The following is a 24,706-nucleotide window of genomic DNA, read 5'->3' as shown; positions in this document are numbered from 1 at the left end:
CCCCTGCTCCGCCTAACGCGGCCACAGCACCGGGAAAAGCGGGTGGTTCAGGGGCGCGCCGGGCGGCAACTCCTCAGCCAGGCCGGGGAAGTCGGGTGAGGTTTTCCAGCGGCGCGGCGCGTGGCGCATGTCGTCGCCCAGCATGCGCACCGAAAACACCCGCCGCCTGCGCCCCGGCTCCACACCTGCCGACGCATGCAGCGTGAGCATGTTGAAGGCCACGGCATCACCAGGTTCCAGCGCCCAGCCCAGAATGCGGTGGCGCGAACGGTCGGCCTCGATGTCGGGCAAGTCCGCCAGGCTGCCTTCGGGGAACCACTTGGCCTCGTTGGTCATGAAGGTACGCGGCATCAGCCACGGCCCTTTGTGCGAACCCGCCACAAACTCCAGCGTGGCCGGGCGCGACACCGGGTCCACCGGTATCCAGAAGCTCACGTTCTGGCCGCCTTCCACGTTGTAGTAGGGCTGGTCCTGATGCCAGGGCGTGCGCTGCAGGGTGCCCGCTTCCTTGGTGAGCATGTGGTCGTGGTACAGGCGAATTTGCTCGCTGCGCGTCAGGCGGGCAGCCACCGCCGCCAACGCCGACTGCTCGATCACCTCCCGGTAAGCCGCGTTTTCCTGCCAGTTGCAAAAGTCCTCGATGAACAGGCCCGGGTCGTCCGCCCGGCTGGCCACCTTGGCGCGGGGGCTGGGCTGGCGCAGGTTGTCGTCTATGCCTTGGCGCAGGCGGTCTACCTCGGCCTGGCGCAACACGCCGCGCAGGCAGACCACGCCATCTGCCTCGAAAGCGTCCACCAATTCGGGCGACACCAGGGCTTGCAGGTCTTGGGGAGCAGGGGAAAGGGTGGGCATGGTTTCGTCTCCTTGTAGGCACCATTCTGTTGTGGCAGCATTGGCTTGAATACGCCAAAACAGACAAACCATAGGACAAGGTGGACAAAATGCCCCCGGCCCGCCAGTTGCGCCCCGAGGCACAAACCCTCACCCAACCCGCCCGCTTTCTGGTGGTGCACCTGGCCGCTGGCAGCGCCTACCCGCCGGGGCGGCACAACGGCGGGCAGTTCGTGCAGGCCTTGAGCGGGGTGCTGGAAATCACCATGGCCGGGCGCGTCTTCCTGGCGCCGCCGCAGTACGGGGTGTGGATTCCGCCCGGCATGGAACACAGCGCCAGCAACCAGCGTGCGGCCAGCTACGCCACCCTGTACCTGGAAGACCAGCTCTGCGCGGCCTTGCCCACCCAGCCTTGCACTGTGGCGGTCAGCCCGCTGATGGACGCCATCCTTACGCGCCTGCGCGACGATGCGGTGGAGCACCCTGCCACCCCGGCGCAGCAGCGCCTGTTCGACGTGTTGCTGGACGAGCTGACCGCAGCGCCGCATCTGGACAGCTTCCTGCCCGCGTCCACCGACCCGCAGCTGCGGCAGGTGCTGGACGAACTGCAGCAGCGCCCTTGGGACATGGCCCCGCTGGCCACCTGGGCCGCCAGGGTGCACACCACCGAGCGCACGCTGGCGCGGCGCTGCCTGCGCGACCTGGGCATGACGTTCAACGACTGGCGCCAACGCCTGAAGGTGCTGCGCGGCATCGCGTTGCTCGAAGCGGGCCACCCCGTCAAGGACGCGGCGATCGAACTGGGCTACGTCACCCCCTCGGCCTTCATCGCCATGTTCCGCCGCCACATGGGTATGACGCCGCAGGAGTACCTGCACACGCACCTAGGCAAACCGGTGAAGATGCCACATCCCCCGGCAGCTGATGCCAAGTGAGTACAACTTTCCTGCTGTGCTGGCACTCAAACTATTCGTAGTGCGACCACATCCGAAGAACCTTGATGGTCTTTTGCTCGTGCAGCACTTCGTAAACCAGACGGTGCTGGATGTTGATCCGCCGCGAATAGGCGCCCGAAAGATCGCCCACCAGTTTTTCGTAGGGCGGCGGGTTCTGGAACGGGTTTTCCTTCAAGACGGCAAGCAACTCCGAGGCCCTGGCCTTCAGGCCGCTTGCGGCCAACTTCTGCGCGTCTTTTTGTGCGTGCTTGGCATAGACGATTTGCCAACTCACCAGTCAAGCTCCTTGGCGCAGGCGTCCACCGGCTCGGCCATGCCCTCCTTGATCGACTCGCGCATGCCCGGCACCGAAAGCAGGTGAAGCGTTTCCTGAATAGCCTGCCAGTCTTCCGCCGAAACAAGCACGGCATCGTGGCGCTTGCCTGCGATGACAATGGGCTGGTGCGACTCCGCAGCCTGATCCATGAGGCGGTAGAGGTTGGCGCGGGCTTCGCTTGCGGTAAGTGCGGGCATGTTGAACTCCTGGCCCAAAGCGTACGCTTTTATGTACGTCTCGTCAAGTTGGCCTCGCTGCCCTATCGCCGCATCAAATCAGCCATCTCCCCCTGCCCCCGCGCGGCCAGCGCATCCGCCGCACCCAGGCGGTCGCGCTCTTCCTTGTTCTGACTCAGCTTGGACTTGCCCGTCATCGTGGTCACGGCAATTTCAATGCCGACGATGTTGCGCAGCATGCTGTCGATGTAATCGGGCGGGGCGTCGCCCATCTTCCACGGTTGGGGCTCGGCGGCCTCGTGCCGCCGCGTCAGGCGCGCCACCAGGCCACGCACAAAGCGCTCGTCGTCGCGCACGGTGAGCGTGCCGTGCACATGCACCGCTTCGTAGTTCCACGTGGGCACCTGGCGGTGCGCTTCGTGTTTGCTGGGGTACCAGCTGGGCGAAATGTAGGCCTGCGCACCTCGGAACACCACCATCACCTGCGTGCCCGTGGGGCAGCGCTGCCACAGCGGGTTGGCCCGCGCCACGTGGGCGGTGAGCACGCCGTGTGCGCCCGCACCGGGGTCGAACTCGAAGGGAATGTGGTCGGCGTCCATGCCCGCCTCGCCGGGTGTGACCAGCATGCCCAAGGGGTGTTCGCGGATGACGCGGTGCAGTTCCTCGGGGCGGGTCTCGGCGAAGTGGGCGGGCAGGTACATCTTGGTGGGTCGCGTCAGGCCAGGCGGGTTTTGAAGAACTCCAGTGTGCGCGCCCACGCCAGCTGGGCCGCAGCGGCATCGTAACGCGGGGTGGTATCGTTGTTGAAGCCGTGTTGCGTGCCGGGGTACTGGTGCATGGTGAAGGGCACGCCTGCGGCCTTGAGCGCGGCCTCGTAGGCAGGCCACGCGGCGTTGATGCGTTCGTCCACCGCCGCCAGGTGCACCAGCAGCGGCGCCTTCACCTTGGCTGCCTCTTCGGGTGCCGGGCTGTTGCCGTAGAAGGGCACGGCGGCCTGCAAATCGGGCAGGCGCGTGGCCAGCCAGTGCACCACGCCGCCGCCGTAGCAAAAGCCCACCGCACCCATCTTGTTGTTGCCGTCGGCACGGGCGCGCAGCCAGGCGGCGCTGGCCAGAAAGTCCTCGCGCGTCTTGGCCTGGTCCAGCTTGGCGAATTCGGCACGGGCCTTGTCTTCATCGCCTGGGTAGCCGCCCAGCGGGGTCAGCGCGTCGGGGGCCAGCGCCATGAAGCCGTCCAGCGCCAGGCGGCGGGCAATGTCCTCGATGTGCGGGTTGAGCCCCCGGTTCTCGTGGATGACGAGCACCATGGGCAGCTTGGCGTTGCCCGCCGACGCGGGCCGCGCCAGGTAGGCCTTGATGGTGCCGTAGCCTGCCGGTGAGGGAATGGTCACCATTTCGGTCTTGAGCCGGTTGTCGTCCGGCCGCACCTGCTGACCGGCCGCAAAGTTGGGGCTCAACGCGGCCAGCAACCCAGCTGCCGTGACGCCCGCCTTCGCAAAGCGCTGGGCCTGCCGCAAAAAGCCGCGCCGGTCCAGGTCACCGTGCACGTAAGCGTCAAAAAGAATCAACAGTTCCTGGTCGAAATCCTGGGCGGTCAGTCGAGTGGGCATGTCAGCTCCTTCAAGGGTCAGGGAACAAGGGCCGTAAATGCTGCATTTGAAACCCTGATCAATGACCTGTTCTACAGGGGGGACTTGCCCGCCCGCGCCTCAGGGCTGCAACAGTTCGGTACGCGCCACGCGCAGCACCGATTGCGTCAGGGCGTCCAGCAACGTTGACGCAGCCCTGGCCTGCTGCCAGTACAGGGGCACATCCAGCGGGGCATTGGGCACCAGCTCCACCAAGGCGCCGCTGGCCAGGTGCCCTGCCACCAGGCCCAGCGGGTGCAGGCCCCAGCCCATGCCCGCCAGCCCCGCCACCACAAAACCTTGTGACGACGGCAGCGTGTGCCGGGGCAGCTCCACATGGCGGCCGCACAGGCGGCTCACCCAGCGGTGCTGCAGTTCGTCCTTGGCGCTGAACAACAGGCTGGGGGCGGCGGCCAGGGTGCTGGCGCTCACCCCTTGCGCAAAATGGCGCGCCACAAACGCCGGGCTGGCCGCCGCCACGTAACGCATCGCCCCCAAGGGCCGGCTGTTGCAGCCCGCCGCCGGTTGCTCTACAGATGTAACCGCCGCCAGCACCGCACCACTGCGCAGCCACTCTGCGGTGTGGCCCTCGTCGTCCACGGCCAGTTGCAGCAGCACGGGCGCCTGGGCGGCAAACGCGGTCATGGCCCCAGTGAACCAGGTGGCCAGGCTGTCGGCGTTCACCGCCACCGGCACGCTCACCCAGGCCTGTTCGTCTGGCGCCAACGCGGGTAAATCGCCACGCAGCTCGTGTTCCAGCAGGCGCACCCTGTCCACGTGCTGGCACAGCCTGCGGCCCGTGTCCGTGGCCTCGCAAGGCTGGCCCCGCACCACCAGGGCGCAGCCCATGCGCTCTTCCAGCAGACGAATGCGCTGCGACACGGCCGATGGCGTCACGTTCAGCGTGCGCGCGGCGCGTTCAAAACTGCCTTCGCGCACCACGGCGGCCAGGGCTTGGAGCGAAGCGTAGTCCAGCATTTAATTAGCCATTCTTAATTTACACAAGCAAATATAGCTTGCCTTCATTTACCGCAGGCCGCAAGCTCTTGGCATGAACGAAGTTGTTTCCACCACCGGGGCCGCATGGCCCGTTTACATGCAGGGCTTGGCCCTGAGCTTCGGCCTCATCGTGGCCATTGGGGCGCAAAACGCCTTTGTGTTGCGCCAGGGCCTGCGCCGCGAACACGTGGGCAGCGTGGTGCTGTTCTGCGGCGTGGCCGACGCGGTGCTCATCACCGCAGGTGTGTTTGGCATGGCCCAGGCCCTGGGCGACCGCCCGAACATGGCCCGAGCGCTGGCACTGGCCGGGGCCGTGTTCCTGGCCTGGTACGGCTGGAAGGCCCTGTTGCGGGTGCGGCACGCGGGCCAGTTGCAGGCCGCCGAAGGGGGCGAAGGCTTGCGCCGTGGCGCGGCGCTGGCCCAGGCTGCCGCATTCACCCTGCTCAACCCGCACGTGTACCTGGACACGGTGCTGCTGGTGGGCAGCATAGGCGCGCAGCAGCCCACGCCGCTGCAAGGCTGGTTCGTAGCCGGGGCCAGTTCGGCCAGCATGCTGTGGTTCAGCCTGCTGGGCTTTGGCGCGCGGTGGCTGGCCCCGTGGTTCGCTCGGCCCCGCGCCTGGCAGGTGCTGGACGGCCTCATCGGCCTGACCATGTGGGTGCTGGCCGCGCTGCTGGCGCGCCACGTGCTGGTGGGGCTCTGAACCAGCGGGGCGGGCGCAGAAAGCGGACAATCACGCATGACCCAAACTGCCCCCGACGGCGAATCCGCCGCCAAAGCCGCCCAAGCCCAGTCTTTTACCCGCCTGCCACTGCCCCCCGCCATGCAGGCCAACCTGCAGCAGCTGGGCTATGTGTCCATGACGCCCATCCAGGCCGCCAGCCTGCCGCTTTCGCTGGCCGGGCAAGACCTGATTGCCCAGGCCAAGACCGGCAGCGGCAAGACCGCCGCCTTCACCCTGCCGCTGCTGCAAAACCTCAACCCGCGCCGCTTTGCCGTGCAGGCCCTGGTGCTGTGCCCCACTCGCGAGCTGGCCGAACAGGTCACGCAAGAGATACGCCGCCTGGCCCGTGCCGAAGACAACATCAAGACCCTGACCCTGTGCGGCGGCGTGCCGCTGCGCAACCAGGTGGCCAGCCTGGGCCACGGCGCGCACATTGTGGTGGGCACGCCCGGACGCGTGCTGGACCACCTTGCGCGCCAGAACCTGACGCTGGACGCGCTGAACACCCTGGTGCTGGACGAAGCCGACCGCATGCTGGACATGGGCTTTGCCGAAGACATGGCCAAGGTGATTCAGGCCTGCCCCAAAGAGCGGCAGACGCTGCTGTTCTCGGCCACCTACCCCGACGGCGTGGCCAAGCTGGCAGGGCGCTTCATGCGCGAGCCCAAGGAAGTGAAGCTGACCGAAGGCCACGCCGCCAGCAAGATACGCCAGCGCTTTTACAAGGTGGACGAAACCGCCCGCCTGCACGCCGTGGGCCTGCTGCTCAACCACTTCCGCCCGGCCAGCACCTTGGCGTTCTGCAACACCAAGCAGCGCTGCCGCGATCTGGTGGCCGTGCTGCAGGCGCAAGGCATCGTGGCGCTGGAACTCCACGGCGATCTGGACCAGCGCGAACGCGACCAGGTGCTGGTGCAATTCGCCAACCGCAGCTGCAGCGTACTGGTGGCTACCGACGTTGCCGCGCGCGGGCTGGACATTGCCCAGCTTGTAGCCGTCATCAACGTGGACATCACCCCCGACCCCGAAGTGCACACCCACCGCATAGGCCGCACCGGCCGCGCGGATGGCGACGGCTGGGCCTTCAGCCTGGCCACCATGGACGAAATGGGCAGCGTGGGCCGCATTGAACAGATGCAAGGCAGCGAAAGCGTGTGGCACCCCTTGAGCGAGCTGACCGAGCCCGCCGACGCCGAACCGCTGCACCCGCCCATGGTCACGCTGCAGATCGTGGGTGGCCGCAAGGAAAAGATCCGCGCAGGCGACGTGCTGGGCGCGCTGACCAAAGACCTGGGCCTAAAGGGCGAGCAGATCGGCAAGATCAACGTGAACGAGTTTTCTACCTACGTGGCCGTAGAACGCAGCGTGGCCGACCAGGCCCTGCGCGGGCTGAACGCGGGCAAGGTGAAGGGCAAGACCGTGAAAGCGAGGCGCCTGTGACGGCGGCGGCGGACTGGAAGCTGCAGCAGATGGTGAAGGCGTCGGGCTGGCCCCTGGCGCCCGAACTCTTGTACCCCGGCAACGACTTTTGCGCCCCGGCAGGCAACGGCCTGGTGCCCCTGCACTGGGCCTGCGCGCACGGCAAAGACGGCTTGGTGAAACACATGATCGCCCAGGGCGCCAACGTGCTGAGCGAAACGCCCGACGGGCAGGGCATGCTGGCTCTGGCGGTGCAGTCCGGGAGTTTTCAGACGGTGATGCTGCTGATAGACCAGCTCAAGGCCCTGGCGGCACCGCTGCCCAATGCAGAACTCAAGGAACGGTTGGTGAAAACGTTCGCCAACGGCCACCCGAACCAGAAGAACCGCTTGCAGCAGACGCTGAAGGATTGGGAGAGGATTCGGAAGGCGGGGGTGAGGTGAGGGGGGCTATGGCAGTGGTTGATGGGTTTGAAAGGTAGCTTTCGACCCGTTGTAGCCAATCAACAGCTTTGAGGGACGGACCGCTTTGCAGCGATAGCGGTCGGGCGCCGGTGGACGTCATATTCCCGGTTTCGGCGCCAATGCTGTCACTGACCCATGCGGACCATAGACGAGCGAATGACGGCGGCGGGTCGGAAACGGTCATCCTCCGCCCCGCAGGCTGTCCGCCTGTTTTCTCGACGCTACCATGGCACGGGTAAAACTTCGGGCCAGAATAATGACCTACACGCTGCGTGTATCGGTGAAGACACTTGGGCAGTCGCCGATCGCCGGTATTGACCAACCGGTTGCAACACAGATCGCCGGGCTGCCTGCGGTCTTCCAATTGCGACACCGCCACCTGATCATCCGGGTTTCCGGATTCGCCAGTGAGACTGAGGCGACGAGTTTCTTGCCGCGCGTGAAGGCAGGGCTCTGGAGCATGGCCCTCGTGCACCACGTAGCGTTCATCCCAGAATTCCGGCATTGCGAGATCACGTTCGCCGACGATCCAGTGCAAGCCGGGAAGAACGTTGCTAGGAATTTCGGCTTGCCGGACGACTCGCCTGTTCACGGACTTGCTGACGAGGCCGGCTACGCCATCTTCCGCACAGATGAAAACATCAGATTCTTGGGCCTTGGCGACATCACCGCGACAGTGTCATCCCCCTTCGATAAGGTCCACTCCACGATCGTAGAAGGCATCCACGCAGCGGACTTGTCTGACATTGACGATCCTAAACTACAGACCGCAATCTCGCTGTACCTCGGTCAGTTCTTTGAGACGTCGCAAAGAGCACGGCTGCTCACGCTCATGATGGTTCTGGAAGTGCTTGCACCAGAGATTCCAAAACACACTTCCGCAGTGCAGTTGTTATCGCAATTGACTGCAGACATCGACGCGCGGCTCTCTCAATGCCATGACGAAGAGGAGAACTTCGCACTTGAGTCGCTGAGGAGAGAACTGGATTTCCGCAAAGAGACTTCTATTCGGCGAAGAGTGCGCGAGTTGGTCCTTACGGGCCCTGGGCTGCCCGCAGATCGAAAACAGATAGCGCGTAACGTGGTACGAGCGTACGACCTTCGGGGACAGCTCGTCCACACCGGCGCGGCAGACGAAGCAGAGCTGGGTGAGGCGTTCGACGCGGTGTTTAATGTGACGAAGGCGCTCCTACGAGGGAAATTGGGGCTAGGGGCTGATCGAACATCACTCGGCGAGGCCTGAGCGCCACAGGAACCAACAGTAGGCCCGTTTGCTCGTGATGTCTGTTCCCGGCCGACCCCACTCGCTCAAGGTGAGCGTTGCCCAATGTCAGGTATTGGCGATCTCCGTCAATATGCGGGCCCAACCTGACCGTCCGCCCCCAGCCTGAAGCCGCCGTTAGCTCAGTAACCCGCATAGTCCGTTTCCGGCTGATAACGCCCCTTTAACGAAACACCACCTGATGCTCCCGGCAATACTGTAGACCGCCAAACCGGTATTCAGTGCCCCAGGAGAACGTCCCCTCCGCGAACGTAATCTTCGCCCCATTCCCGCAGCGTGTCTGCACTGCGCAGGGCCGTTCCTCCCCCATACTGTGGGTTGAAGCCTCCTTGCCTTGCGCCCCCAACACTCCCATGAACTGGCTACAAAACCCTACCCGCTTTCTCTTCTTCACCGGCAAAGGCGGGGTGGGCAAAACCTCCGTCTCCACGGCATCGGCCATTGCCCTGGCCGACGCTGGCAAACGCGTCTTGCTGGTCAGCACAGACGCCGCGTCCAACCTGGACGAGATGCTGGGCGTGCCCCTGTCCAACACCCCGGTGCCCGTGCCGGGTGTGCCCGGGCTGGAGCTGGCCAACATCGACCCCGACGTGGCCGCCGACCAGTACCGCAGCCGCGTGCTGGCCCAGATGGCGGGCGCCCCCGCCGAAGAGCAGGCCACGGTGCTGGAACAGTTGTCTGGCGCATGCACGACCGAGATTGCCTCTTTCGACGAGTTCTCCAGCCTGCTGGCTGGCGGTGCCAGCCGTTTTGACCACGTGGTGTTTGATACGGCGCCCAGCGGCCACACCTTGCGCCTGTTGAGCCTGCCCAAGGCCTGGAGCGGCTTTCTGGCGGGCAACGACCGGGGCGCTTCCTGCCTGGGGCCGCATTCGGGCCTGAAGATGCAGGAGTCCCGCTTCAACCAGGCCCTGGCGGCGTTGACCGACCCTGCGCAGACGTCCGTGGTACTGGTGGCGCGCGCCGAAGCCGGTGCCCTGGCCGAGGCAGGCCGCACGGCCGAGGAACTGCAGGACATTGGCCTGACGCACCAGTGGCTGGTGCTCAACGCGGTGTTCCAGCCTTCGCTTGCAGGCGACCCCGTGGCCCAGTCCGTCGCCCGTCAAGGCGAGCAGGCCCTGGCAGGCATGCCCGCAGTGCTGCGCTCGCTGCCCCAGGCTCGGGTGCCCTTGCGGCCATTCGATTCGGTTGGCCTGCCAGCCCTGCGCGCGCTGTTGAACGACGACCTGGCGCAAGCGTTGCACCCCTTGGGCAACATGGCTGAGCACCAGGCGCTGGACCTGCCTGCTCTGGCCCAACTGGTCGAGCAGCTGTCCAGCCAGGGGCGCGGGTTGGTGATGGTCATGGGCAAAGGTGGTGTCGGCAAGACGACCATCGCCGCAGCCCTGGCGCTGGGCCTGGTAGCCAAGGGCCATCAGGTGCACCTCACCACCACCGATCCAGCCGCCCACCTGAGCCTGACGCTGGACGGCAACGCCGACGGCTTGCAGGTCAGCCGCATCGACCCCAAGGTGGAAACCCAGCGCTACATCGACAAGATGATGGCAACCAAAGGCAAGGGCCTGGACGAGCACGAGCGCGCCTTGCTGCTTGAGGACCTCCAGTCACCCTGCACCGAAGAGGTCGCCGTGTTTCATGCGTTCTCACACATGGTGGCCCAGGCATCCAGCGCGTTTGTGGTGATGGACACGGCACCAACCGGCCACTCGCTGTTGCTGATGGACGCAACCGGTGCCTACCACCGCCAGATGCTGCGCGGCCTGGGGGAGCGCACGGGCGCGCGGGTGGTAACGCCCTTGATGCGCCTGCAGGACCCGCGCTACACGCAAGTCATTCTGGTGACCTTGCCCGAGACCACGCCCGTGTCCCAGGCCAGCGCCCTGCAGGACGACTTGCGCCGCGCCAACGTGGAACCTTACGCCTGGGTGTTGAACCGTTCGCTGCTGGCAGCGGCCCCCGCAGACCCGTTGCTGCAGGCCAGGCTGGCGGGGGAAGCCAGACAGATCGAGCGCATCCAGCAGGGGCGGCTGGCCAGGCAGCTGTTTGTGCTGCCGTGGCAGGCACAGCCGCCGGTGGGCATCAGCGCGCTGCAGAGTCTGGTGCGCTGACTACTCGCACAGCTCCGGGTTGAGCCGGGGGTGGGTTTCGTCGCCCATCCACCAGAGAACGGTGCCTGAAACCCCCATGGACAGCGCGACAAACCAGAAGGCTGCCTCCACCTGACCCGTGAAATGGGCGGTCAAACCCAGCCCGAGCGCCCCGATGCCATAGCCCAGGTCGCGCCAGAACCGGTAGATGCCGATGGCCGTGCCCCGCCAGTTGGGGTGGGCGATGTCCGCCACCGCAGCCGACAGGTTGGGATACAGCAGCGCCATGCCCACCCCTGACAGCGCGGCAGACACCGACCACCAGAGCACCCCCTGGCCCAGCACCATCAAGGCCACGCCAGCGCCACACAACCACATGCCCCACACGTTGGGGCCATGCCGGCCGATGCGGTCTGACAGGCGCCCCGTGAACAGTTGCGACGCCCCCCAAGACAAACCGTACACCCCTATCACCGAGCCCACCTGCGGCAGGCTCAGCCCCATCTGGTACAGGTAGACCGGGTAGAAGACCCACACCAGCGCGTCAACGAACTTCTCGACCAGCCCGGCCTGGCTCAGGGCAAACAGCCTCCGGTCCCGCCAGCTCATGAGTGTGAAAACCTCCCAGGTGCCGGGGGCGCTGGAGATGTTGCGGGGGTAGCGGGGCTGCGCCAAAAGCTGGCCAGGGCCCGCCGCGTGCCGTGCCGCCTCGGCCCGCGCCCAGGGCAGAGTTTCGCGCACCCACAGCTGCGTCAGAACAAGTGCGCTCAGCACCACAGCCATGCCAAACAGCAGCAGCCCCAGGCGGGGCCCCAGCCACGTTGCCAGCCAGGCGGTGGCAATGCCCGCCAGCGCCACACCCACGTAGCCCGCAAACTCGTTCAGGCCCAGGGTCAGCCCGCGTTCCTGCATGCGCGTGATGTCCAGCTTGGCGGTTTGCGTCATCGACCAGGTCAGCCCCTGGTTCACGCCCAGCAGCACGGTGGCGGCCACTACCCAGTTCCAGTCTGGCGCGTACCAGACCATCACCGGTATCGGCAAGGCCACCAGCCAGCCCAGCAGCAGCACACGCTTGCGGCCCACGCGCTCGGAAAGCCGCCCCGCCACGAAGTTCATGGTTCCCTTGACCACGCCGAACGCCACCACGAACGCCGTCAGCAGCAGGAACGACGTCTTGGGCACACCAAATTCGGACTCCGCCAGCGCGGGCACCACTGTGCGCATCATGCCGATGGTCAACCCCACCAGCAAGACCTGCAGCAGCTGGTGCAGAAACTGCCCCAGGTTGACCCGGATGCCGTGTTCGTGTTTCATCGCGGCGCGCCTGCCGCGTCAGGCGGCGACGTTGGCCGCCACGATGCGGTCCATGTCCGCGGGCCGTGGCGGTATGTTGGCGGTGAGTTCACGCACGAAGGTGGCCTTGTCCTGCGTGAGGGCGGGGTTCCAGCGCTTTTCGAAGCCGATGGTGGACGAAGGCTTACCCGACAGGCCTGCGCCACAGGCGCTGCCCGCCTGGTGGCCAGGGTAGATCTCCAGTTCGTCGGGCAGGCACAGCAACTTGCGGTGCAGGCTGTCCCACAGTGTGGCGGCCATCTCTTGTTCGTGGCCCGCCAGGTCGGGGCGGCCGACCGCGCCCACAAACAACGTGTCACCCGTCACCACGAACCAGGGGGCGTCACCCCGCCGCACATCTTTTACCAGCAGGCAGATGCTCTCGTGCGTGTGGCCGGGTGTGTGCAGCACCTCGATCTTCACGTTGCCAATGTCCAGCCACTGGCCGTCCCGCAGCGCCTCGAAGTCAAACGCCACCAGTTCTCGCGCCGCCTCGTGCAGACAGTAATGTGCCCCTACCCGGCGTGCGAGTTCACGCCCGCCCGAGCGGTGGTCCGCGTGTACATGGGTGTCGATCACATGGGTGATCTGCACCGCCGCCTCCTGGGCCTGCTGGACAAACCAGCCCTCGTCGCCTGCAACCACATCCACGGCCACGGCCTGGCCCAGCCCCGCGCAGCCGAAAAAGTAGGACAAGGAAGCTTCACGCGTTGCCAGCTGCTTGAAAAACATATCTGTCCTTTGTCGGCGTATCAGGGTGTGTTCAAAGGCATGCCCGCCGCCTGCCATTCGCTCACGCCATCGAGCAGTTTGTGCACCCGGTAGCCCTTGCTGCTCAACAGTTCGTAGGCTTCCTCAGAGAACAGGCAGAACGGGCCACGGCAATAGGCGACGATGGCCTTGTCCTTGGGCAGTTCCGACAGGCGGCTGGCAATCTCCTGCACCGGCATGGAACGCGCAAACGGCAGGTGCGACTGCTCGTACTCCGCCTGCGGGCGCACGTCTATGACCACCACCTCGCCCAGCTCGGCATGTTTCATCAGCGCCTGGCGGTCCAGCGACACCAGCTTCTTCGGTTCGGCCACCATCTGGTCCAGGGCCACCCGCAGATCCAGCAGGTGCTCTTCAGCCACCTCCCGCAGCTTGACCCACAGCCCCGCCACGTCGTCGCCAGTCAGGCGGTAGACAACGAACTTTCCCTCCTTGCGGGAAGTGACCAGCCGCGCCTCGCGCAGCGCACGAAGATGCGCACTCGCCAGCTTGATGTCGATCGATAGCTCCGTGGCCAGTTGTTCCACCGACTTTTCGCCCTGTGCCAGCAGTTCGATCAACTCCAGCCGCTTGGGGCTGGCCACCGCCTTGCCGATGCGGGCCACCTGCTCGTAGAGCAGATCTTTGAGCTGTCGTTTGTTCATGTTAACATTCTAAAGATATTTAGATTAAATATACACGAAAATTCAGGCGCAGAATCCTCCGAACCTTGCCGCCGCACCTGCGCCCCATGCACCACCCCAGAAAAGAGCACGTCCTCGCCGTCTTCCTGTCGGTGACGCTGCATGCCCTGGTGTTGGCGCTGGCTGGCACGTACGCGTTCAGACAACCGCAGCCGCCAGAGGCCCGGCCGGAGGAAAACATCGTCTTTCTGGAAATGGCGCCAGCGCCGCCTGAAGCGCCCTCCCCCGAGCCGCCCCCGCCAGCCGAAGCCCTGGCTCCTGAACCTCTGCCCGCGCCCGCTGCGGCCATCACCCTGCCCAGCGACGACGTGCCACCACCGGCCACGGAACGCGAGCGGGCCTACATGGCCGCGCCGCCCGCCCCTACCGCGCAGGAGTGGGCGCTTGCGTCCACCTACAAGCTGAAGAACAGCAAGCGCTACCGCTACACCTGGGGGCAACAGGTGCGCAGCATGATGGGCACAGCCTTCGAAGGCGCCGACCAGGGCGAGGTGCGGTTTCTGGTGGAAATCGCACCGGACGGGACGTTGTCCCGCCTGGAAACGCTGTGGAGCACGTCTCCCGCCGCCGAGCAGCTGGCGCGCAAGGCCATCCAAAACATGCCGCCACTGCCACCCACGCCGACGGGCAAACCCCTGGTCTTTGAAAAGACCATCTCGTTCCAGCCTTTTGCCACCGACGATCCGCCCGTGTACAAGGACGATTGCCTGCCCGACCGCCCCGCGTTCAGGAACCCTTATGCGTGGGACGGCAGGTCAGACCAAGGCCCTGCCGTGCAGCCAGCCACCGAAAAAATGGATGCGCAGGCACTGGAAGAGTGCCTCAAGCAGCTGCCTCAAGACTCCATTGAGGCAGAAAGCGCGAACGACCGCCGGCAGCTTGAGCAGTGGCGGTCGCAGCGGCTGGGCCGTTGATCAGCGTGGCGGGCGGGTACCGGCCAGCGCCACTGCCAGACCACGCAATGCCGCCAGCACACCATCCACGGTCTGCGCGGCACGCTCGTCCTTCAAACCACCCTGCTCGTCAAACGCTTCATTGGCGCGGGCCAGGGCAAACTGCTGCGGCACCACGATCATCTGGAACGCCATCTGCAAGTACTGGCGCACATAGTTCATGGACCGCAACGCGCCACCCGCGCCGGGCGATGCCGCCAGCAGCGCCACCGGCTTGTTCGCAGTGGTGGCCGGGCCGCCCCGCTGACTGGCGGCAGGCTGGATGCGCGACAGCCAGTCGAACGCGTTGATGAACAGCGGTGTGGGAAAGCCGTTGTACTCCGGCGTCACCACCAGCAGGCCGTCAGCCGCCTCCAGCGCGCGTTGCAGCTCAAAGGCCCCCTGGGGCACGCCAGCGGTCTTCTCCAGGTCGCCGTCGTAAATGGGCAAGGCCAGGGTACGCAGGTCCAGCACTGTGGGCTGCATGCCCAGCGCCTGCGCGCGCCGGGCCGCGAAGGCCGCCAGTGCAACGTTCCAGGAGCCCTGCCGGGCACTTCCAGCGATCACCAGAATTCGGGGTTGGTCCACTGCGCAGTCCTTTCATCAGAATGGCCCCATGGTATGGGCCCGCCGCAGTACACGCGGTTGGAAAGGGATTACGCGCCAGGCAACACAATCACCAAAACAGTATCAAAGGCCTGCTGGACGGATGGCCGTCAGGGCGCAGGGTTGCAGCAGAACTGCTGGTATTGCGGGAATGCATGCACCACCTTGGCTACCAAGGTGTCATACGCGAAGCTGCCTGAGCCGCAGCCCGGGAAATCAGCGCCCCAGCTGCGCCAGTGCTGCCTGCAAGCCGGTCAAACCGCCCACGCGCTGGTCGTTGATGAAGATCTGCGGCATCTGGCGCACGGCGGGGCCGCATTTCTCGTAGAAGGCCAGGCGCTCGGCCTCGTCGTCGATCTTGATTTCCTCAAAATCGATGGAACGGGACTTCAGCAGCATCTTGGCCGACTCGCACTGCGGGCAGGCAGACTTGGAATAGACAACGATCTTGAGTGACATGGGCAAGGTCTCGGTGTGTGGGGTCAACGTGCGTCGGGCAGCTCGATCTTGACTTCGAGCACTTCGAGGTTGTCCTGGCGTTCCAGGTTGACCTTGATGTCGTCCGGGTTGATGTGCACGTACTTGCCGATCACGGCCACCAGCTCGCGCTGCAGGTCGGGCAGGTAGTCGGGCTCGGCCGCGCTGCGGCCCGAGCGCTCGTGCGCCAGGATGATCTGCAACCGTTCCTTGGCAACACTGGCCGTTTTCTTCTTTTCACCCAGCAGGAAGGACAGGAAGGACATGGGTCATTTCCCTCCAAAGAGCCGTTTGAAGAAGTTGGGCTTCTCGGCGTCGATGAAGCGCAGCGGGCGCTCGTTGCCCAGGAAGCGCTCGATCACGTCCTTGTAGGCCTCGGACACGTCGGTGCCCTGCATGTGGACTGCGGGCACACCCTGGTTGGACGCCTGCAGCACGGTCTCGCTCTCGGGGATCACGCCAATGAGCTTGATGCGCAGGATGTCCTGGATGTCTTCCAGGGACAGCATCTGGCCGTCTTGCACGCGGTTGGGGTTGTAGCGGGTGATGAGCAGGTGTTCCTTGATGGGCTCGCCACCTTCCATGGCGCGCTTGGTCTTGCTGCCCAGCATGCCCAGAATGCGATCGGAGTCGCGCACGCTGGAGACTTCGGGGTTGGTCACCACCAGGGCTTCATCGGCATAGTGCATGGCCATGAGGGCACCGGTCTCGATGCCCGCGGGCGAATCGCAGACGATGTAGTCAAAGCCCATGCCTGCCAGGTCGTTGAGCACGCGTTCCACGCCTTCTTGGGTCAGGGCGTCCTTGTCGCGCGTCTGGCTGGCGGCCAGCACGAACAGGTTGTCGCACTGCTTGTCCTTGATGAGTGCCTGGTTCAGGTTGGCTTCGTTGTGGATGACGTTGATGAAGTCATACACCACACGGCGCTCGCAACCCATGATGAGGTCGAGGTTGCGCAGCCCCACGTCGAAATCGATCACCACGGTCTTGAAGCCCTTGAGGGCGAGGCCAGTGGCAAAGCTGGCACTGGTGGTGGTCTTGCCCACGCCGCCCTTGCCGGAAGTCACGACAACGATTTTTGCCATTTGGGTGGTTCTTTCAGATCAGAGTATGGGTTCAAGAAGCAGTTTGTCGCCTTCGGCGCTGCTTTGCAGCCGCACCTGGGCGGCCTTGCCACGCACATTGTCGGGCAAGGGCACGTCGCTGGTGCGGTAGACCCCAGCGATGGAAATGAGCTCCGCTTCCAGTGCCTGGGCAAAGATGCGGGCGTCGGCGTTGCCGCGCGCCCCCGCAATGGCTTTGCCACGCAGCGGCGCGTACACGTGGATGTGCCCGTCGGCAATGACCTCGGCACCGGGGTTGACCATGGCCAGCACCACCAGGTCGCGCCCGCGCGCATAGACCTGCTGACCGGACCGCAGGGGTTTGTCCACCACCAGGGCAGACGTGGGCGCCGCCACCGGCGCGGGTGCCGCAGGGGCGGCTGGCGCTGCGGGCTGGGCTGCCTGTGAACGTGTCCAGGTGGCCTCTTCGGCAGCCACCAGACCAGCAGCCAGGGCCGCCTGGCGTTGTGCTTCGCCTCCGCCCTTGACGGCCAGCGGCAGCAAGCGGCGCTCGCGCAGCAAGGGCAGCAGCGCGGCGAAATCCGGAACCGCGCTGTCTTCCTGCACGCCAGACAGGTCGATCAACAGGGGATCGTTGTCGAAAAAGTCGGGAACGTCACCAAAGCGCTGGGCCAGATCCTTCGCAAGCTGCCCGGTGTCGGTGCTGCGCAGAAGCAAGGCTACCAGGGGCAGCTGGGCACTCTTGATCTCGAAAGACAGGGCACCGGAGCCCGGGGAAGCGGATGACATGCAGGGTTTGAAGGGCGAAAAACCAAATCTTAACAGTCGCGCAGGCCAAAAACCCGGGGAAAGGGGCCGGAAGCCGGCCGGAGCGGGGCCAAGGCGGCGTACCTTGTTGTTCTTATTCTTCTTTGAATTTAATTTTTAAAGATAGTCGTAGTAGTAAGCACCGGCCCCTTCTGTGGAAAAGGTCATTTTGTGTTTTTCCATCAAGCACTTGGAAAATTTCAAACCATGTGGAGCAGGGCCTTGGGCGGATGGTGGAAACAGGTAACAAGTCGGGAGATATCCAATTTCCTGTGGATAAGTTATGTGTTCTTAAATTTTTATCCACAGACTTGTTGATAAATAAAAAAACCAGCCCGAAGGCTGGCAAAGTGAGGAGAAGGGTTCGCGGTGCCGGATATCAGCCATGCATGGGGCCGTGGCCACCGTGCTGGCCACCTTTGCGGTCGCCGTGGCGGCCCATGCGCTGGTGTTGTTCGTCAAACGCTTTTTGCTGTTCGGGTGTGAGCGTGGCGTAGAACTTCTTCACGGCTTCCAGGCGCTGGTTCATGTGCGCTTCGCGTTCGCTGCGCAGGGCCTGCATCTTTTCCATGCGCTGCGGCGTGGTCAGCTTGTCCCACTCGGCGCGGTCCAGGCGCTGGGCCGGTGCCTTGGGCGGCTGCATGGAAGCGGTGAATTCTTTCCACGCGCTTTCCTGGGCGGGTGTCAGCTTCAGGGCTTCCTTCAGGCGGGTTTCGTGTTCCGCCATGCGTTTTTGCATGCGTTCCTGCATGCGCTCGGCGCGGGGGCCGTCTTCCATGGCACAGCCACGGCCGCCGCCAAAGGCCCAGGCGGTGGCGGTGGTGGCCAGCACGCCAGCGGCAGCGGTGGCGATGAGCAGGCGTTTGGTGATGGGTTTCATGTGGCTTCCTTTCCTTTGCGGTTGCGGTGAGGAAAGTGTCTGCCCCGCGTGTGTCGGGCTGCCCCTTGTTGCGTGACGCTTGTGTAAAGAAGCGTCACGGTTTGTCAAAGCCCGGCCAGGTCATCCAGGATGGGACAGTCGGGCCGGTCGTTGCCCTGGCAGCAGTGGGTGAGGTGCTGCAGGCTGCGCTCCATGGCCTGCAGCTGTTCAATGCGCTGGCGCAATGCCTGCACATGGCGCTGCGCGATGCCCTTGACCTGGGCGCTGGCGCGGCCCTTGTCGTGCCACAGGCCCACCAGTTCGCCAATGTCGGGCATGGAAAAACCCAGGTCGCGTGCCCGCTTGATGAAGCGCAGGGTGTGCACGTCGGCGGCACTGTAAAGGCGGTAGCCGCTGTCGGTGCGGCCCACAGGAGCCAGCAGCCCCAGCGATTCGTAGTGCCGCACCATCTTGGCCGACACCCCCGACAACGCCGCCGCCTGGCCAATGTGCACCGGCCAGCCGCTGGCAGGCAGCGGGGCCGTGTCGGCGTGGACTTTCATCTTCGAGGGCTCTGGTTCAGGCCGCAACCTTGTAGCCTTCTTCGGCAATGGCCTGGGCAATGGCGTCACGCGGCTGGGCGGATTCCACTTCCACCTTGTTCTGCTGGCGGTCAATGCGCACCTGTGCCTGGGGGTCCACGGTCTTGATGGCCTGGGTCACGGCTTTTTCGCAATGGCCGCAGGTCATGCCAGTCACGGTGAAGGTCTGGGTCATGGTGGTTCTCCTGTTCGAAAAGGGGTTGATGAGGGTTTGTGGAAAGAAGTATGAACCTTTCCATGGTGGGAAGGTCAAGGCCGGATTTTTTGTGTTGGAACGCTTGACTCTGACATGGTGTCAAGGTTCATACTGCCCCTCATGAACACTGCAACTACCTCCCTTGATGGTGCCGACGGCACGGTGTGCGAGCTGGACTTGGGCATCGGCGGCATGACTTGCGCTTCGTGCGTGTCGCGTGTGGAGCGCGCCTTGAAGAAGTTGCCAGGGGTGCAGGAGGCCACGGTCAACCTGGCCACCGAGTCGGCCCGTGTGCGCTGGACCGAAAACCCGGTGGCTGAGGAGGCTGGTGTTCAACCCGCGATGGCAGCGCGCATCCAGCGTGCGGTGCGCGACGCAGGCTACGAACCCCGGCCCATTGAGGTGGACGAAGCGGCCAGCCAGACGGGCGTGCTGGGTTTGCCGCGCGATGCCTGGCCGGTGGTACTGGGTGTGCTGCTTTCATTGCCCTTGGCTGGCCCCATGGTGGGCGACCTGTTGGGCAAGCACTGGATGCTTCCTGCATGGATCCAGTTCCTGCTGGCCACACCGGTGCAGTTTGTGCTGGGGGCGCGTTTTTATGTGGCGGGCTGGCACGCCTTGAAGGCCCGCACCGGCAACATGGAGTTGCTGGTGGCCATAGGCACCACCGCTGCCTGGGGCATGAGCACCTGGTTGTGGCTGCGGGCCGAACCTGACGAGATGGTGCACCTGTATTACGAGGCGTCGGCAGTGGTCATTACCCTGGTGCTGCTGGGCAAATGGCTGGAGGCACGTGCCAAGCGCCAGACCACCGAGGCCATCCGCGCGCTGCACGCCTTGCGGCCTGAGGTGGCGCACTTGTTGCCCGACGGCATCAAGCGTGAAGAGATGCAGGACGTGCCTGTGGCCGAACTGCTGCCGGGTGACGTGGTGATGGTGCGACCTGGCGAGCGCCTGCCCGCCGATGGTGAAGTGCTGCAAGGGCAGACACAGGTGGACGAGTCCATGCTGACGGGCGAGCCCATGCCGGTGGCCAAACAGCCGGGCGACCATGTGACTGGCGGCAGCCTGAACGGAGATGGCGCGGTGCAGGTGCGGGTGACGGCGGTGGGTTCGCAAAGCGTGCTCAACCGCATCATCGCGCTGGTGCAAGATGCCCAAGCTGCCAAGGCCCCAGTGCAGCGCATGGTGGACAAGGTGGCTGCCGTGTTCGTGCCGGCGGTGCTGGTGATTGCGCTGGTCACCTTCCTGGCGTGGTGGCTGTGGCAAGGTGCCCCCCTGGAAGGGGCGTTGCTGCATGCCGTGGCCGTTCTGGTGATTGCCTGCCCCTGTGCGCTGGGCCTGGCCACACCGGCGGCCATCATGGCAGGCACGGGCGTGGCCGCCAGGCACGGCATCCTCATCAAGGACGCAGAGGCGCTGGAGGTGGCGCACCATGTGGATACCGTGGCCTTTGACAAGACGGGCACGCTCACCGTGGGCGAACCGCGTCTGGTGAAGCTGGTGCCTGCCGAGGGTGTGGACGAGGCAGGTGCATTGCAGACCGCTGCTGCCTTGCAGGCGCAAAGCGAACACCCGCTGGCCCGTGCAGTGGTGCAGGCTGCCGCCGCTTCATCCACCGACGCGCAGACTGCCGAGGACGTGCAGTCCGTACCCGGCCGGGGCACGCGCGGGCGGGTGCAGGGGGCGTGGATTTACGTGGGCAGCCTGCGCTGGATGGAAGAACTGGGTGTGGTGCTGGGGCCGCTGGCCGAACAGGCCCGCGCACTGCAGGCCGAAGGTACCACCGTGTCTGCACTGGCCGTGGGGCAGGGCGGTGAGCCCGGTGCCGAACCCGCCCGGGTGGTGCCCCTGGCCCTGCTGGCCTTTGCCGACGAGGCCAAACCCGGCGCTGCACAAGCCGTGGCCGAGTTGCGCGCGCGCGGCCTGCGGCTGACCATGATTTCGGGCGACAACCGGGGCGCGGCCGAAGCGATGGCGCGCCGCCTGGGCCTGCGGCCCGAGGAAGGTGAGGTGCTGGCCGAGGTGTTGCCAGGCGACAAGGCCGCGCGTGTGGCCGAACTCAAGGCGGGCGGGCACCGCGTGGCCATGGTGGGCGACGGTGTTAACGACGCGCCCGCCCTGGCCGCTGCCGATGTGGGCCTGGCCATGAGCCACGCGCAAGGCGGCTCCGACGTGGCCATGCACGCGGCGGGCATCACGCTGATGCGCGGCGACCCGCTGCTGGTGTCCGCCGCGCTGGACATCTCGCGCCGCACCGTGGGCAAGATCCGCCAGAACCTGTTCTGGGCCTTCGTCTACAACACCGCGGGCATTCCGCTGGCGGCGCTCGGTTACCTGAGCCCAGTGGTGGCGGGTGCCGCCATGGCCTTGAGTTCGGTGAGCGTGGTGACCAACGCGCTGTTGCTCAAGCGCTGGCGGCCGCAACGCTGAATGTACTTACCCGCGCTTGTCACTTGGCCTTGGAGGCACTGACCAAGGCGGCCAGAAATGCCTGGTCTTCAAAGAGCAACTTCATGCCGTTTTCCAGCGCCCGGTTGAGCGCGAGCCGGGCGTTCTCACCCGTCATCAGCTGGGTATTGGGTTCGATGCCTTGCGCAACGACCTGCCGGGCATACAAAAGGTCGCCCTTTTGGGATTTGACATTCACCGACATGTTCAAGTCTGCTATCGCATCACCGGCAAAAAAACCCAGTTTGTGGTCGTTGTAAAAGCGGGTCAGATCGGCTGCGATCTGTACCAGCGCAGTATCCGAACCCAGCTGGAATCCTCGTGCCAGCAACTCTTGCTCAATGGCCCTGCGAATCGTTACGGTGACATCCTCGGTGGCCAGGATGGGGGCCATTTCCATGCCAAAGCCGTTCTTCTTGCTGCTGACCTTGCTCTTGTCCTGACGCTGGTCAGAGATTTGAACACTGACGGATACGTTGTTGGCACCCGGAATCTTCGCTACCCCGGTTTGTGCGGTGTATTGCAGCGCGATCGTGTCGGTTGTCAGAGCGCATCCCGACAGGGCGGCAGCCATGCAGGCAGCCATGACAAGGGTTTTCATTCTCATGGTTTTCTCCTCGGTTGACATTATTGAAATGTGAAATCGGTCGCGGTGGACTCTGCGTTGGCAGGTTTGCGAAACGCTTCGCCAGGCGGCTCCCACTCGTTCCAGTCCGGCCCGAACAACTCGGCAGGGTGCTGTGTGCGGTCAGACCCGTTGCCGCATGCCATGTCGCCGGCTGGGCAGTACTTGTCGCAACCCCAGCAGATGCGCTCGGGGTGTGGCGGGTTGATCGGGAATTTCTTGGCCACTTGCGGTAGTCGGGGCTTGTCTGCCTATTCTGGTCCGCCGGTGCCATGGGTGTGTTTGACATGCGTCAATGCAAGGTGCCGCCGCCGCTGCCATCCTTGAGTCATCACAAGGAGACCCTTTTCCATGCCCACCCCCGAAACCCTGCGCGTCATCCGCGACGAACACATGGCGCTGTCTGCCATGTTGCAGTCTCTGCACCTGCTGGTCCAGCAAGGCCCGGGAAATGACGCCAAGCGCTTCTTTGACACGCTGCGCGCCATGCTGTTCTACATCGACGAGTTTCCCGAGCGGCTGCACCACCCGAAGGAATCAGACTTGCTGTTCCCGCGCGTGGTGCGGGTGGCGCCCAAGACGATGACGGCCATCGAGCGGCTGGAGCAGGACCACATGAAGGGCGAGGCTTCGGTGCGCGAGATGCAGCACCTGCTGTTGGCCTGGGAACTGCTGGGCGATTCGCGCCGCCAGGCATTCGTGGACGCCTACGACCGCTACATGCGCTTCTACCTGGAGCACATGCGGTTGGAGGAGCACGAGATCCTGCCCGAGGCGGAGAGAAGCCTCAGCGCCGACGACTGGCGCGAGCTGGACGAGGCCTTCGGTGCGAACCGCGATCCGCTCACCGGCAAGTACCCGGCCACGCCGGAGTACGAGCGCTTGTTCCAGCGCATCGTGCACGACGCACCAGCGCCCATCGGGCTGGGCGGCTGAAGGTTTTTGACGCTGGCCCGCTCAGAAGGGCAGCGTCGCCAGCAGTTCGTCGAAGTTGCGCAGCAGTTGCTGCACGTCGTCGGCGCTGGTGGCGGGTGAACACAGCATCATGCTGTGGAAGGGCGTGAGCAGCACCCCCCGGTTGAGCATGAAGAGGTGGGTGAAGGCCTCCAGTTCGGGTTGGCCCAGTTCGCGCACGTCTTGCGCACTGCGTGGGGTGCGGGGCATGAACTGCAGTTCCATGCGCGCGCCCATGCGGGTCACGGTCCAGGGCCGCCTGGCCGCCTGGATGCGTTGCATCAGCCCGGTTTCCAGCTCCTCTGCACGGTCAAGCATGTGGCCGTAGGCCTCGTGCGTGTGCAGATATTCCAGCGCGGCGCGCAGTGCGGCCAGGGTGAGCGGGTTGGCGGTGAGCGTGGTGCCGATGCCGCTGTGGCCTTCGGGGGCGCTTTCCTTGGCCAGGCGCATGCGCCGCGCCATGTCTTCGGTGAAGCCATAGACGGCGCAGGGCAGGCCCCCGGCCACAGCCTTGCCCACCACCAGCATGTCGGGCTGCAGACCGTGGGTGCGGGTGTAGCCGCCGGGGCCAGTGGACAGGGTGTGGGTTTCGTCCAGCACCAGCAGGGTGCCGTAACGTCGGCACAGGGCCTGGGCCGCTTCCCAAAAGCCTGGCTCGGGCGGTACCAGCCCAAAGTTGGTGAGCGCGGGTTCGGCCAGCAGCGCGGCCACCTGGCCGTCGGCCAGTGCGGCTTCCAGCGCCTGAAGGTTGTTGAACGGTACCACCCGCGTGTAGCTGTGGTGGTTGTGCACCTGCCCCAGCACCGAAGGGCGTGGCAGCGTCTGGCCGGTGCCCGGGTCCATGTCCACCAGGGTGTCGTCCACGGCGCCGTGGTAGCAGCCGTCGAACACCAGCAGCTGGGGGCGGCGCGTCACGGCGCGCGCCCAGCGCAGCACGAAGCGGTTGGCGTCGCTGGCCGTCATGGCCAGTTGCCACACGGGAAGGCCGAAGCGTTGCGCCAGCAGTTCGCCTACCTCGGGCGTTTGTGTGGCGGGCAGCATGCAGGTGAGGCCGCGCGCGGCCTGGCGGGCAATGGCTTCGGCCACGGGGGCAGGGCTGTGGCCGAACATGGCGCCTGTGTCGCCCAGGGAGAAGTCGGTGTAGTGCACGCCGTCTGCGCATTCCAGGGTAACGCCAAACGCCTGCCGCACAAAGAGCGTGGCGGGGGTGGGCCAGTCGCGCATCCAGTGCATGGGCACGCCGAACAAAAAGTGCGCCTGCGCCTGTTGCGACAGGGCCAGCGATTGCGGGTGGGCGGCGATGAAGCGCTGGCGTTCGGCCTCGAACAGCGGCGCCAGCAAAGGGTGGGGCAGGGTGGTGTCGCTCATGAGGCCACAGCTTAAGGGGGCTTGCCGCGGTCCTTCGTCATTTCGTGTGGAACACAACACTCACAATGCTCCCCTGGTTGTTGAGCCCGGTGGGCATG

29 protein-coding genes are annotated in these 24,706 nt (G+C 65.1%); 9 read left to right on the top strand and 20 right to left on the bottom strand.

Features of this window, described 5'->3' with window-relative positions:
• Positions 1-12: 12 nt before the first annotated feature.
• Positions 13-852, bottom strand: a complete 840-nt coding sequence (locus ACYVHH_RS03445) for a phytanoyl-CoA dioxygenase family protein (RefSeq protein ID WP_460563651.1) — start codon at positions 850-852, stop codon at positions 13-15.
• 89 nt (positions 853-941) lie between these two features.
• On the opposite strand from ACYVHH_RS03445, the gene ACYVHH_RS03440 reads away from it, so the two are divergent.
• Entirely contained in the window at positions 942-1,766 is an 825-nt protein-coding gene (locus ACYVHH_RS03440; protein WP_460563650.1) for an AraC family transcriptional regulator, read from the top strand.
• A gap of 31 nt (positions 1,767-1,797) precedes the next feature.
• Here ACYVHH_RS03440 and ACYVHH_RS03435 read toward each other — a convergent pair whose 3' ends face one another.
• The 5 genes from ACYVHH_RS03435 to ACYVHH_RS03415 form a co-directional block, all read right to left on the bottom strand.
• Positions 1,798-2,061 carry a Txe/YoeB family addiction module toxin gene (locus tag ACYVHH_RS03435; protein ID WP_460563649.1) on the bottom strand — a complete coding sequence of 88 codons (264 nt, stop codon included), beginning with the start codon at positions 2,059-2,061 and terminating at the stop codon, positions 1,798-1,800.
• Positions 2,058-2,300: a type II toxin-antitoxin system Phd/YefM family antitoxin gene (locus ACYVHH_RS03430; RefSeq protein WP_460563648.1), complete on the bottom strand. Its 243-nt coding sequence runs from the start codon at positions 2,298-2,300 to the stop codon at positions 2,058-2,060. Before ACYVHH_RS03430 ends, ACYVHH_RS03435 begins: the two co-directional genes overlap by 4 nt.
• 62 nt (positions 2,301-2,362) lie before the next feature.
• Positions 2,363-2,980, bottom strand: a complete 618-nt coding sequence (locus tag ACYVHH_RS03425) for an FMN-binding negative transcriptional regulator (RefSeq protein ID WP_460563647.1) — start codon at positions 2,978-2,980, stop codon at positions 2,363-2,365.
• Positions 2,981-2,994: 14 nt separating this feature from the next.
• Positions 2,995-3,888, bottom strand: a complete 894-nt coding sequence (locus ACYVHH_RS03420) for a dienelactone hydrolase family protein (RefSeq protein ID WP_460563646.1) — start codon at positions 3,886-3,888, stop codon at positions 2,995-2,997.
• Positions 3,889-3,987: 99 nt separating this feature from the next.
• The gene (locus ACYVHH_RS03415) at positions 3,988-4,884 is read right to left on the bottom strand and encodes a LysR family transcriptional regulator ArgP (protein ID WP_460563645.1); all 897 of its coding nucleotides are present in this window, start codon (positions 4,882-4,884) and stop codon (positions 3,988-3,990) included.
• Between the two features lie 73 nt (positions 4,885-4,957).
• Between ACYVHH_RS03415 and ACYVHH_RS03410 the strand changes: the two genes are divergently transcribed.
• The 5 genes from ACYVHH_RS03410 (at position 4,958) to arsA (ending at position 10,902) form a co-directional block, all read left to right on the top strand.
• Positions 4,958-5,608, top strand: a complete 651-nt coding sequence (locus ACYVHH_RS03410) for a LysE/ArgO family amino acid transporter (RefSeq protein WP_460563644.1) — start codon at positions 4,958-4,960, stop codon at positions 5,606-5,608.
• Between the two features lie 36 nt (positions 5,609-5,644).
• Positions 5,645-7,069 carry an ATP-dependent RNA helicase DbpA gene (dbpA, locus tag ACYVHH_RS03405; protein ID WP_460563643.1) on the top strand — a complete coding sequence of 475 codons (1,425 nt, stop codon included), beginning with the start codon at positions 5,645-5,647 and terminating at the stop codon, positions 7,067-7,069.
• Positions 7,066-7,491 carry an ankyrin repeat domain-containing protein gene (locus ACYVHH_RS03400; protein WP_460563641.1) on the top strand — a complete coding sequence of 142 codons (426 nt, stop codon included), beginning with the start codon at positions 7,066-7,068 and terminating at the stop codon, positions 7,489-7,491. Before dbpA ends, ACYVHH_RS03400 begins: the two co-directional genes overlap by 4 nt.
• Positions 7,492-7,768: 277 nt before the next feature.
• Positions 7,769-8,755, top strand: a complete 987-nt coding sequence (locus ACYVHH_RS03395; RefSeq protein ID WP_460563640.1) for a hypothetical protein — start codon at positions 7,769-7,771, stop codon at positions 8,753-8,755.
• Between the two features lie 392 nt (positions 8,756-9,147).
• Positions 9,148-10,902 (top strand): arsenical pump-driving ATPase, encoded by a 1,755-nt coding sequence (arsA, locus tag ACYVHH_RS03390; protein WP_460563639.1) that lies wholly within the window; start codon positions 9,148-9,150, stop codon positions 10,900-10,902.
• Here arsA and ACYVHH_RS03385 read toward each other — a convergent pair whose 3' ends face one another.
• Genes ACYVHH_RS03385 through ACYVHH_RS03375 form a run of 3 tightly spaced genes read right to left on the bottom strand, consistent with a single transcriptional unit; the run spans position 10,903 to position 13,628 of the window.
• Positions 10,903-12,195 (bottom strand): MFS transporter, encoded by a 1,293-nt coding sequence (locus tag ACYVHH_RS03385; RefSeq protein WP_460563638.1) that lies wholly within the window; start codon positions 12,193-12,195, stop codon positions 10,903-10,905.
• Between the two features lie 18 nt (positions 12,196-12,213).
• On the bottom strand, positions 12,214-12,945 hold the full coding sequence (locus tag ACYVHH_RS03380; RefSeq protein ID WP_460563637.1) for an MBL fold metallo-hydrolase: 732 nt from the start codon (positions 12,943-12,945) through the stop codon (positions 12,214-12,216).
• A 20-nt stretch (positions 12,946-12,965) separates the two neighbouring features.
• Positions 12,966-13,628, bottom strand: coding sequence for an ArsR/SmtB family transcription factor (locus ACYVHH_RS03375; RefSeq protein ID WP_460563636.1), 663 nt, complete (start codon positions 13,626-13,628; stop codon positions 12,966-12,968).
• 86 nt (positions 13,629-13,714) lie between these two features.
• On the opposite strand from ACYVHH_RS03375, the gene ACYVHH_RS03370 reads away from it, so the two are divergent.
• The gene (locus ACYVHH_RS03370) at positions 13,715-14,581 is read left to right on the top strand and encodes an energy transducer TonB family protein (RefSeq protein WP_460563635.1); all 867 of its coding nucleotides are present in this window, start codon (positions 13,715-13,717) and stop codon (positions 14,579-14,581) included.
• Here the strand turns inward: ACYVHH_RS03370 and ACYVHH_RS03365 are convergent, their stop codons facing one another.
• The 8 genes from ACYVHH_RS03365 to ACYVHH_RS03330 form a co-directional block, all read right to left on the bottom strand.
• Positions 14,582-15,187: an NADPH-dependent FMN reductase gene (locus tag ACYVHH_RS03365; RefSeq protein WP_460563634.1), complete on the bottom strand. Its 606-nt coding sequence runs from the start codon at positions 15,185-15,187 to the stop codon at positions 14,582-14,584.
• A 234-nt stretch (positions 15,188-15,421) separates the two neighbouring features.
• Positions 15,422-15,664, bottom strand: a complete 243-nt coding sequence (locus ACYVHH_RS03360) for a glutaredoxin domain-containing protein (protein ID WP_460563633.1) — start codon at positions 15,662-15,664, stop codon at positions 15,422-15,424.
• A gap of 23 nt (positions 15,665-15,687) precedes the next feature.
• The gene (minE, locus tag ACYVHH_RS03355) at positions 15,688-15,948 is read right to left on the bottom strand and encodes a cell division topological specificity factor MinE (RefSeq protein ID WP_460563632.1); all 261 of its coding nucleotides are present in this window, start codon (positions 15,946-15,948) and stop codon (positions 15,688-15,690) included.
• Positions 15,949-15,951: 3 nt separating this feature from the next.
• Positions 15,952-16,767: a septum site-determining protein MinD gene (gene minD / locus ACYVHH_RS03350; RefSeq protein ID WP_460563631.1), complete on the bottom strand. Its 816-nt coding sequence runs from the start codon at positions 16,765-16,767 to the stop codon at positions 15,952-15,954.
• 18 nt (positions 16,768-16,785) lie between these two features.
• Positions 16,786-17,535: a septum site-determining protein MinC gene (gene minC / locus ACYVHH_RS03345; RefSeq protein ID WP_460563630.1), complete on the bottom strand. Its 750-nt coding sequence runs from the start codon at positions 17,533-17,535 to the stop codon at positions 16,786-16,788.
• 397 nt (positions 17,536-17,932) lie between these two features.
• Positions 17,933-18,433 carry a Spy/CpxP family protein refolding chaperone gene (locus tag ACYVHH_RS03340; protein WP_460563629.1) on the bottom strand — a complete coding sequence of 167 codons (501 nt, stop codon included), beginning with the start codon at positions 18,431-18,433 and terminating at the stop codon, positions 17,933-17,935.
• Between the two features lie 104 nt (positions 18,434-18,537).
• Positions 18,538-18,975 (bottom strand): Cu(I)-responsive transcriptional regulator, encoded by a 438-nt coding sequence (cueR, locus tag ACYVHH_RS03335; protein WP_460563628.1) that lies wholly within the window; start codon positions 18,973-18,975, stop codon positions 18,538-18,540.
• 16 nt (positions 18,976-18,991) lie between these two features.
• Entirely contained in the window at positions 18,992-19,189 is a 198-nt protein-coding gene (locus ACYVHH_RS03330) for a heavy-metal-associated domain-containing protein (protein WP_460563627.1), read from the bottom strand.
• 141 nt (positions 19,190-19,330) lie between these two features.
• Between ACYVHH_RS03330 and ACYVHH_RS03325 the strand changes: the two genes are divergently transcribed.
• A complete protein-coding gene (locus ACYVHH_RS03325; protein WP_460563625.1) occupies positions 19,331-21,643 on the top strand; it encodes a heavy metal translocating P-type ATPase in 2,313 nt (770 codons plus the stop codon).
• 19 nt (positions 21,644-21,662) lie between these two features.
• Here the strand turns inward: ACYVHH_RS03325 and ACYVHH_RS03320 are convergent, their stop codons facing one another.
• The gene (locus tag ACYVHH_RS03320; protein WP_460563624.1) at positions 21,663-22,268 is read right to left on the bottom strand and encodes a YajG family lipoprotein; all 606 of its coding nucleotides are present in this window, start codon (positions 22,266-22,268) and stop codon (positions 21,663-21,665) included.
• 20 nt (positions 22,269-22,288) lie between these two features.
• Positions 22,289-22,513, bottom strand: a complete 225-nt coding sequence (locus ACYVHH_RS03315) for a DUF3079 domain-containing protein (RefSeq protein WP_460563623.1) — start codon at positions 22,511-22,513, stop codon at positions 22,289-22,291.
• A gap of 124 nt (positions 22,514-22,637) precedes the next feature.
• On the opposite strand from ACYVHH_RS03315, the gene ACYVHH_RS03310 reads away from it, so the two are divergent.
• Positions 22,638-23,222 carry a hemerythrin domain-containing protein gene (locus ACYVHH_RS03310; protein ID WP_460563622.1) on the top strand — a complete coding sequence of 195 codons (585 nt, stop codon included), beginning with the start codon at positions 22,638-22,640 and terminating at the stop codon, positions 23,220-23,222.
• A 21-nt stretch (positions 23,223-23,243) separates the two neighbouring features.
• Here the strand turns inward: ACYVHH_RS03310 and ACYVHH_RS03305 are convergent, their stop codons facing one another.
• Positions 23,244-24,608: an aspartate aminotransferase family protein gene (locus ACYVHH_RS03305; protein ID WP_460563621.1), complete on the bottom strand. Its 1,365-nt coding sequence runs from the start codon at positions 24,606-24,608 to the stop codon at positions 23,244-23,246.
• Positions 24,609-24,706 lie beyond the last annotated feature (98 nt).

The sequence above is a fragment of the Hydrogenophaga aquatica genome, from assembly GCF_054780915.1.
Note: the sequence above shows the minus strand (reverse complement) of the source record. Positions and strands in the feature narration are given on the sequence as shown.

What these genes read in the sequence shown, in the direction of transcription:
- ACYVHH_RS03375 (WP_460563636.1), bottom strand. Translation starts at nt 13,628, where the DNA reads ATGAACAAACGACAGCTCAAAGATCTGCTCTACGAGCAGGTGGCCCGC.
- ACYVHH_RS03325 (WP_460563625.1), top strand. Translation starts at nt 19,331, where the DNA reads ATGAACACTGCAACTACCTCCCTTGATGGTGCCGACGGCACGGTGTGC.
- ACYVHH_RS03425 (WP_460563647.1), bottom strand. Translation starts at nt 2,980, where the DNA reads ATGTACCTGCCCGCCCACTTCGCCGAGACCCGCCCCGAGGAACTGCAC.
- ACYVHH_RS03410 (WP_460563644.1), top strand. Translation starts at nt 4,958, where the DNA reads ATGAACGAAGTTGTTTCCACCACCGGGGCCGCATGGCCCGTTTACATG.
- ACYVHH_RS03420 (WP_460563646.1), bottom strand. Translation starts at nt 3,888, where the DNA reads ATGCCCACTCGACTGACCGCCCAGGATTTCGACCAGGAACTGTTGATT.
- ACYVHH_RS03305 (WP_460563621.1), bottom strand. Translation starts at nt 24,608, where the DNA reads ATGAGCGACACCACCCTGCCCCACCCTTTGCTGGCGCCGCTGTTCGAG.
- minE (WP_460563632.1), bottom strand. Translation starts at nt 15,948, where the DNA reads ATGTCCTTCCTGTCCTTCCTGCTGGGTGAAAAGAAGAAAACGGCCAGT.
- ACYVHH_RS03395 (WP_460563640.1), top strand. Translation starts at nt 7,769, where the DNA reads ATGACCTACACGCTGCGTGTATCGGTGAAGACACTTGGGCAGTCGCCG.
- arsA (WP_460563639.1), top strand. Translation starts at nt 9,148, where the DNA reads ATGAACTGGCTACAAAACCCTACCCGCTTTCTCTTCTTCACCGGCAAA.
- ACYVHH_RS03320 (WP_460563624.1), bottom strand. Translation starts at nt 22,268, where the DNA reads ATGAGAATGAAAACCCTTGTCATGGCTGCCTGCATGGCTGCCGCCCTG.
- ACYVHH_RS03385 (WP_460563638.1), bottom strand. Translation starts at nt 12,195, where the DNA reads ATGAAACACGAACACGGCATCCGGGTCAACCTGGGGCAGTTTCTGCAC.
- ACYVHH_RS03380 (WP_460563637.1), bottom strand. Translation starts at nt 12,945, where the DNA reads ATGTTTTTCAAGCAGCTGGCAACGCGTGAAGCTTCCTTGTCCTACTTT.
- ACYVHH_RS03360 (WP_460563633.1), bottom strand. Translation starts at nt 15,664, where the DNA reads ATGTCACTCAAGATCGTTGTCTATTCCAAGTCTGCCTGCCCGCAGTGC.
- minD (WP_460563631.1), bottom strand. Translation starts at nt 16,767, where the DNA reads ATGGCAAAAATCGTTGTCGTGACTTCCGGCAAGGGCGGCGTGGGCAAG.
- minC (WP_460563630.1), bottom strand. Translation starts at nt 17,535, where the DNA reads ATGTCATCCGCTTCCCCGGGCTCCGGTGCCCTGTCTTTCGAGATCAAG.
- ACYVHH_RS03430 (WP_460563648.1), bottom strand. Translation starts at nt 2,300, where the DNA reads ATGCCCGCACTTACCGCAAGCGAAGCCCGCGCCAACCTCTACCGCCTC.
- ACYVHH_RS03445 (WP_460563651.1), bottom strand. Translation starts at nt 852, where the DNA reads ATGCCCACCCTTTCCCCTGCTCCCCAAGACCTGCAAGCCCTGGTGTCG.
- ACYVHH_RS03415 (WP_460563645.1), bottom strand. Translation starts at nt 4,884, where the DNA reads ATGCTGGACTACGCTTCGCTCCAAGCCCTGGCCGCCGTGGTGCGCGAA.
- ACYVHH_RS03310 (WP_460563622.1), top strand. Translation starts at nt 22,638, where the DNA reads ATGCCCACCCCCGAAACCCTGCGCGTCATCCGCGACGAACACATGGCG.
- dbpA (WP_460563643.1), top strand. Translation starts at nt 5,645, where the DNA reads ATGACCCAAACTGCCCCCGACGGCGAATCCGCCGCCAAAGCCGCCCAA.
- ACYVHH_RS03370 (WP_460563635.1), top strand. Translation starts at nt 13,715, where the DNA reads ATGCACCACCCCAGAAAAGAGCACGTCCTCGCCGTCTTCCTGTCGGTG.
- ACYVHH_RS03340 (WP_460563629.1), bottom strand. Translation starts at nt 18,433, where the DNA reads ATGAAACCCATCACCAAACGCCTGCTCATCGCCACCGCTGCCGCTGGC.
- ACYVHH_RS03440 (WP_460563650.1), top strand. Translation starts at nt 942, where the DNA reads ATGCCCCCGGCCCGCCAGTTGCGCCCCGAGGCACAAACCCTCACCCAA.
- ACYVHH_RS03330 (WP_460563627.1), bottom strand. Translation starts at nt 19,189, where the DNA reads ATGACCCAGACCTTCACCGTGACTGGCATGACCTGCGGCCATTGCGAA.
- cueR (WP_460563628.1), bottom strand. Translation starts at nt 18,975, where the DNA reads ATGAAAGTCCACGCCGACACGGCCCCGCTGCCTGCCAGCGGCTGGCCG.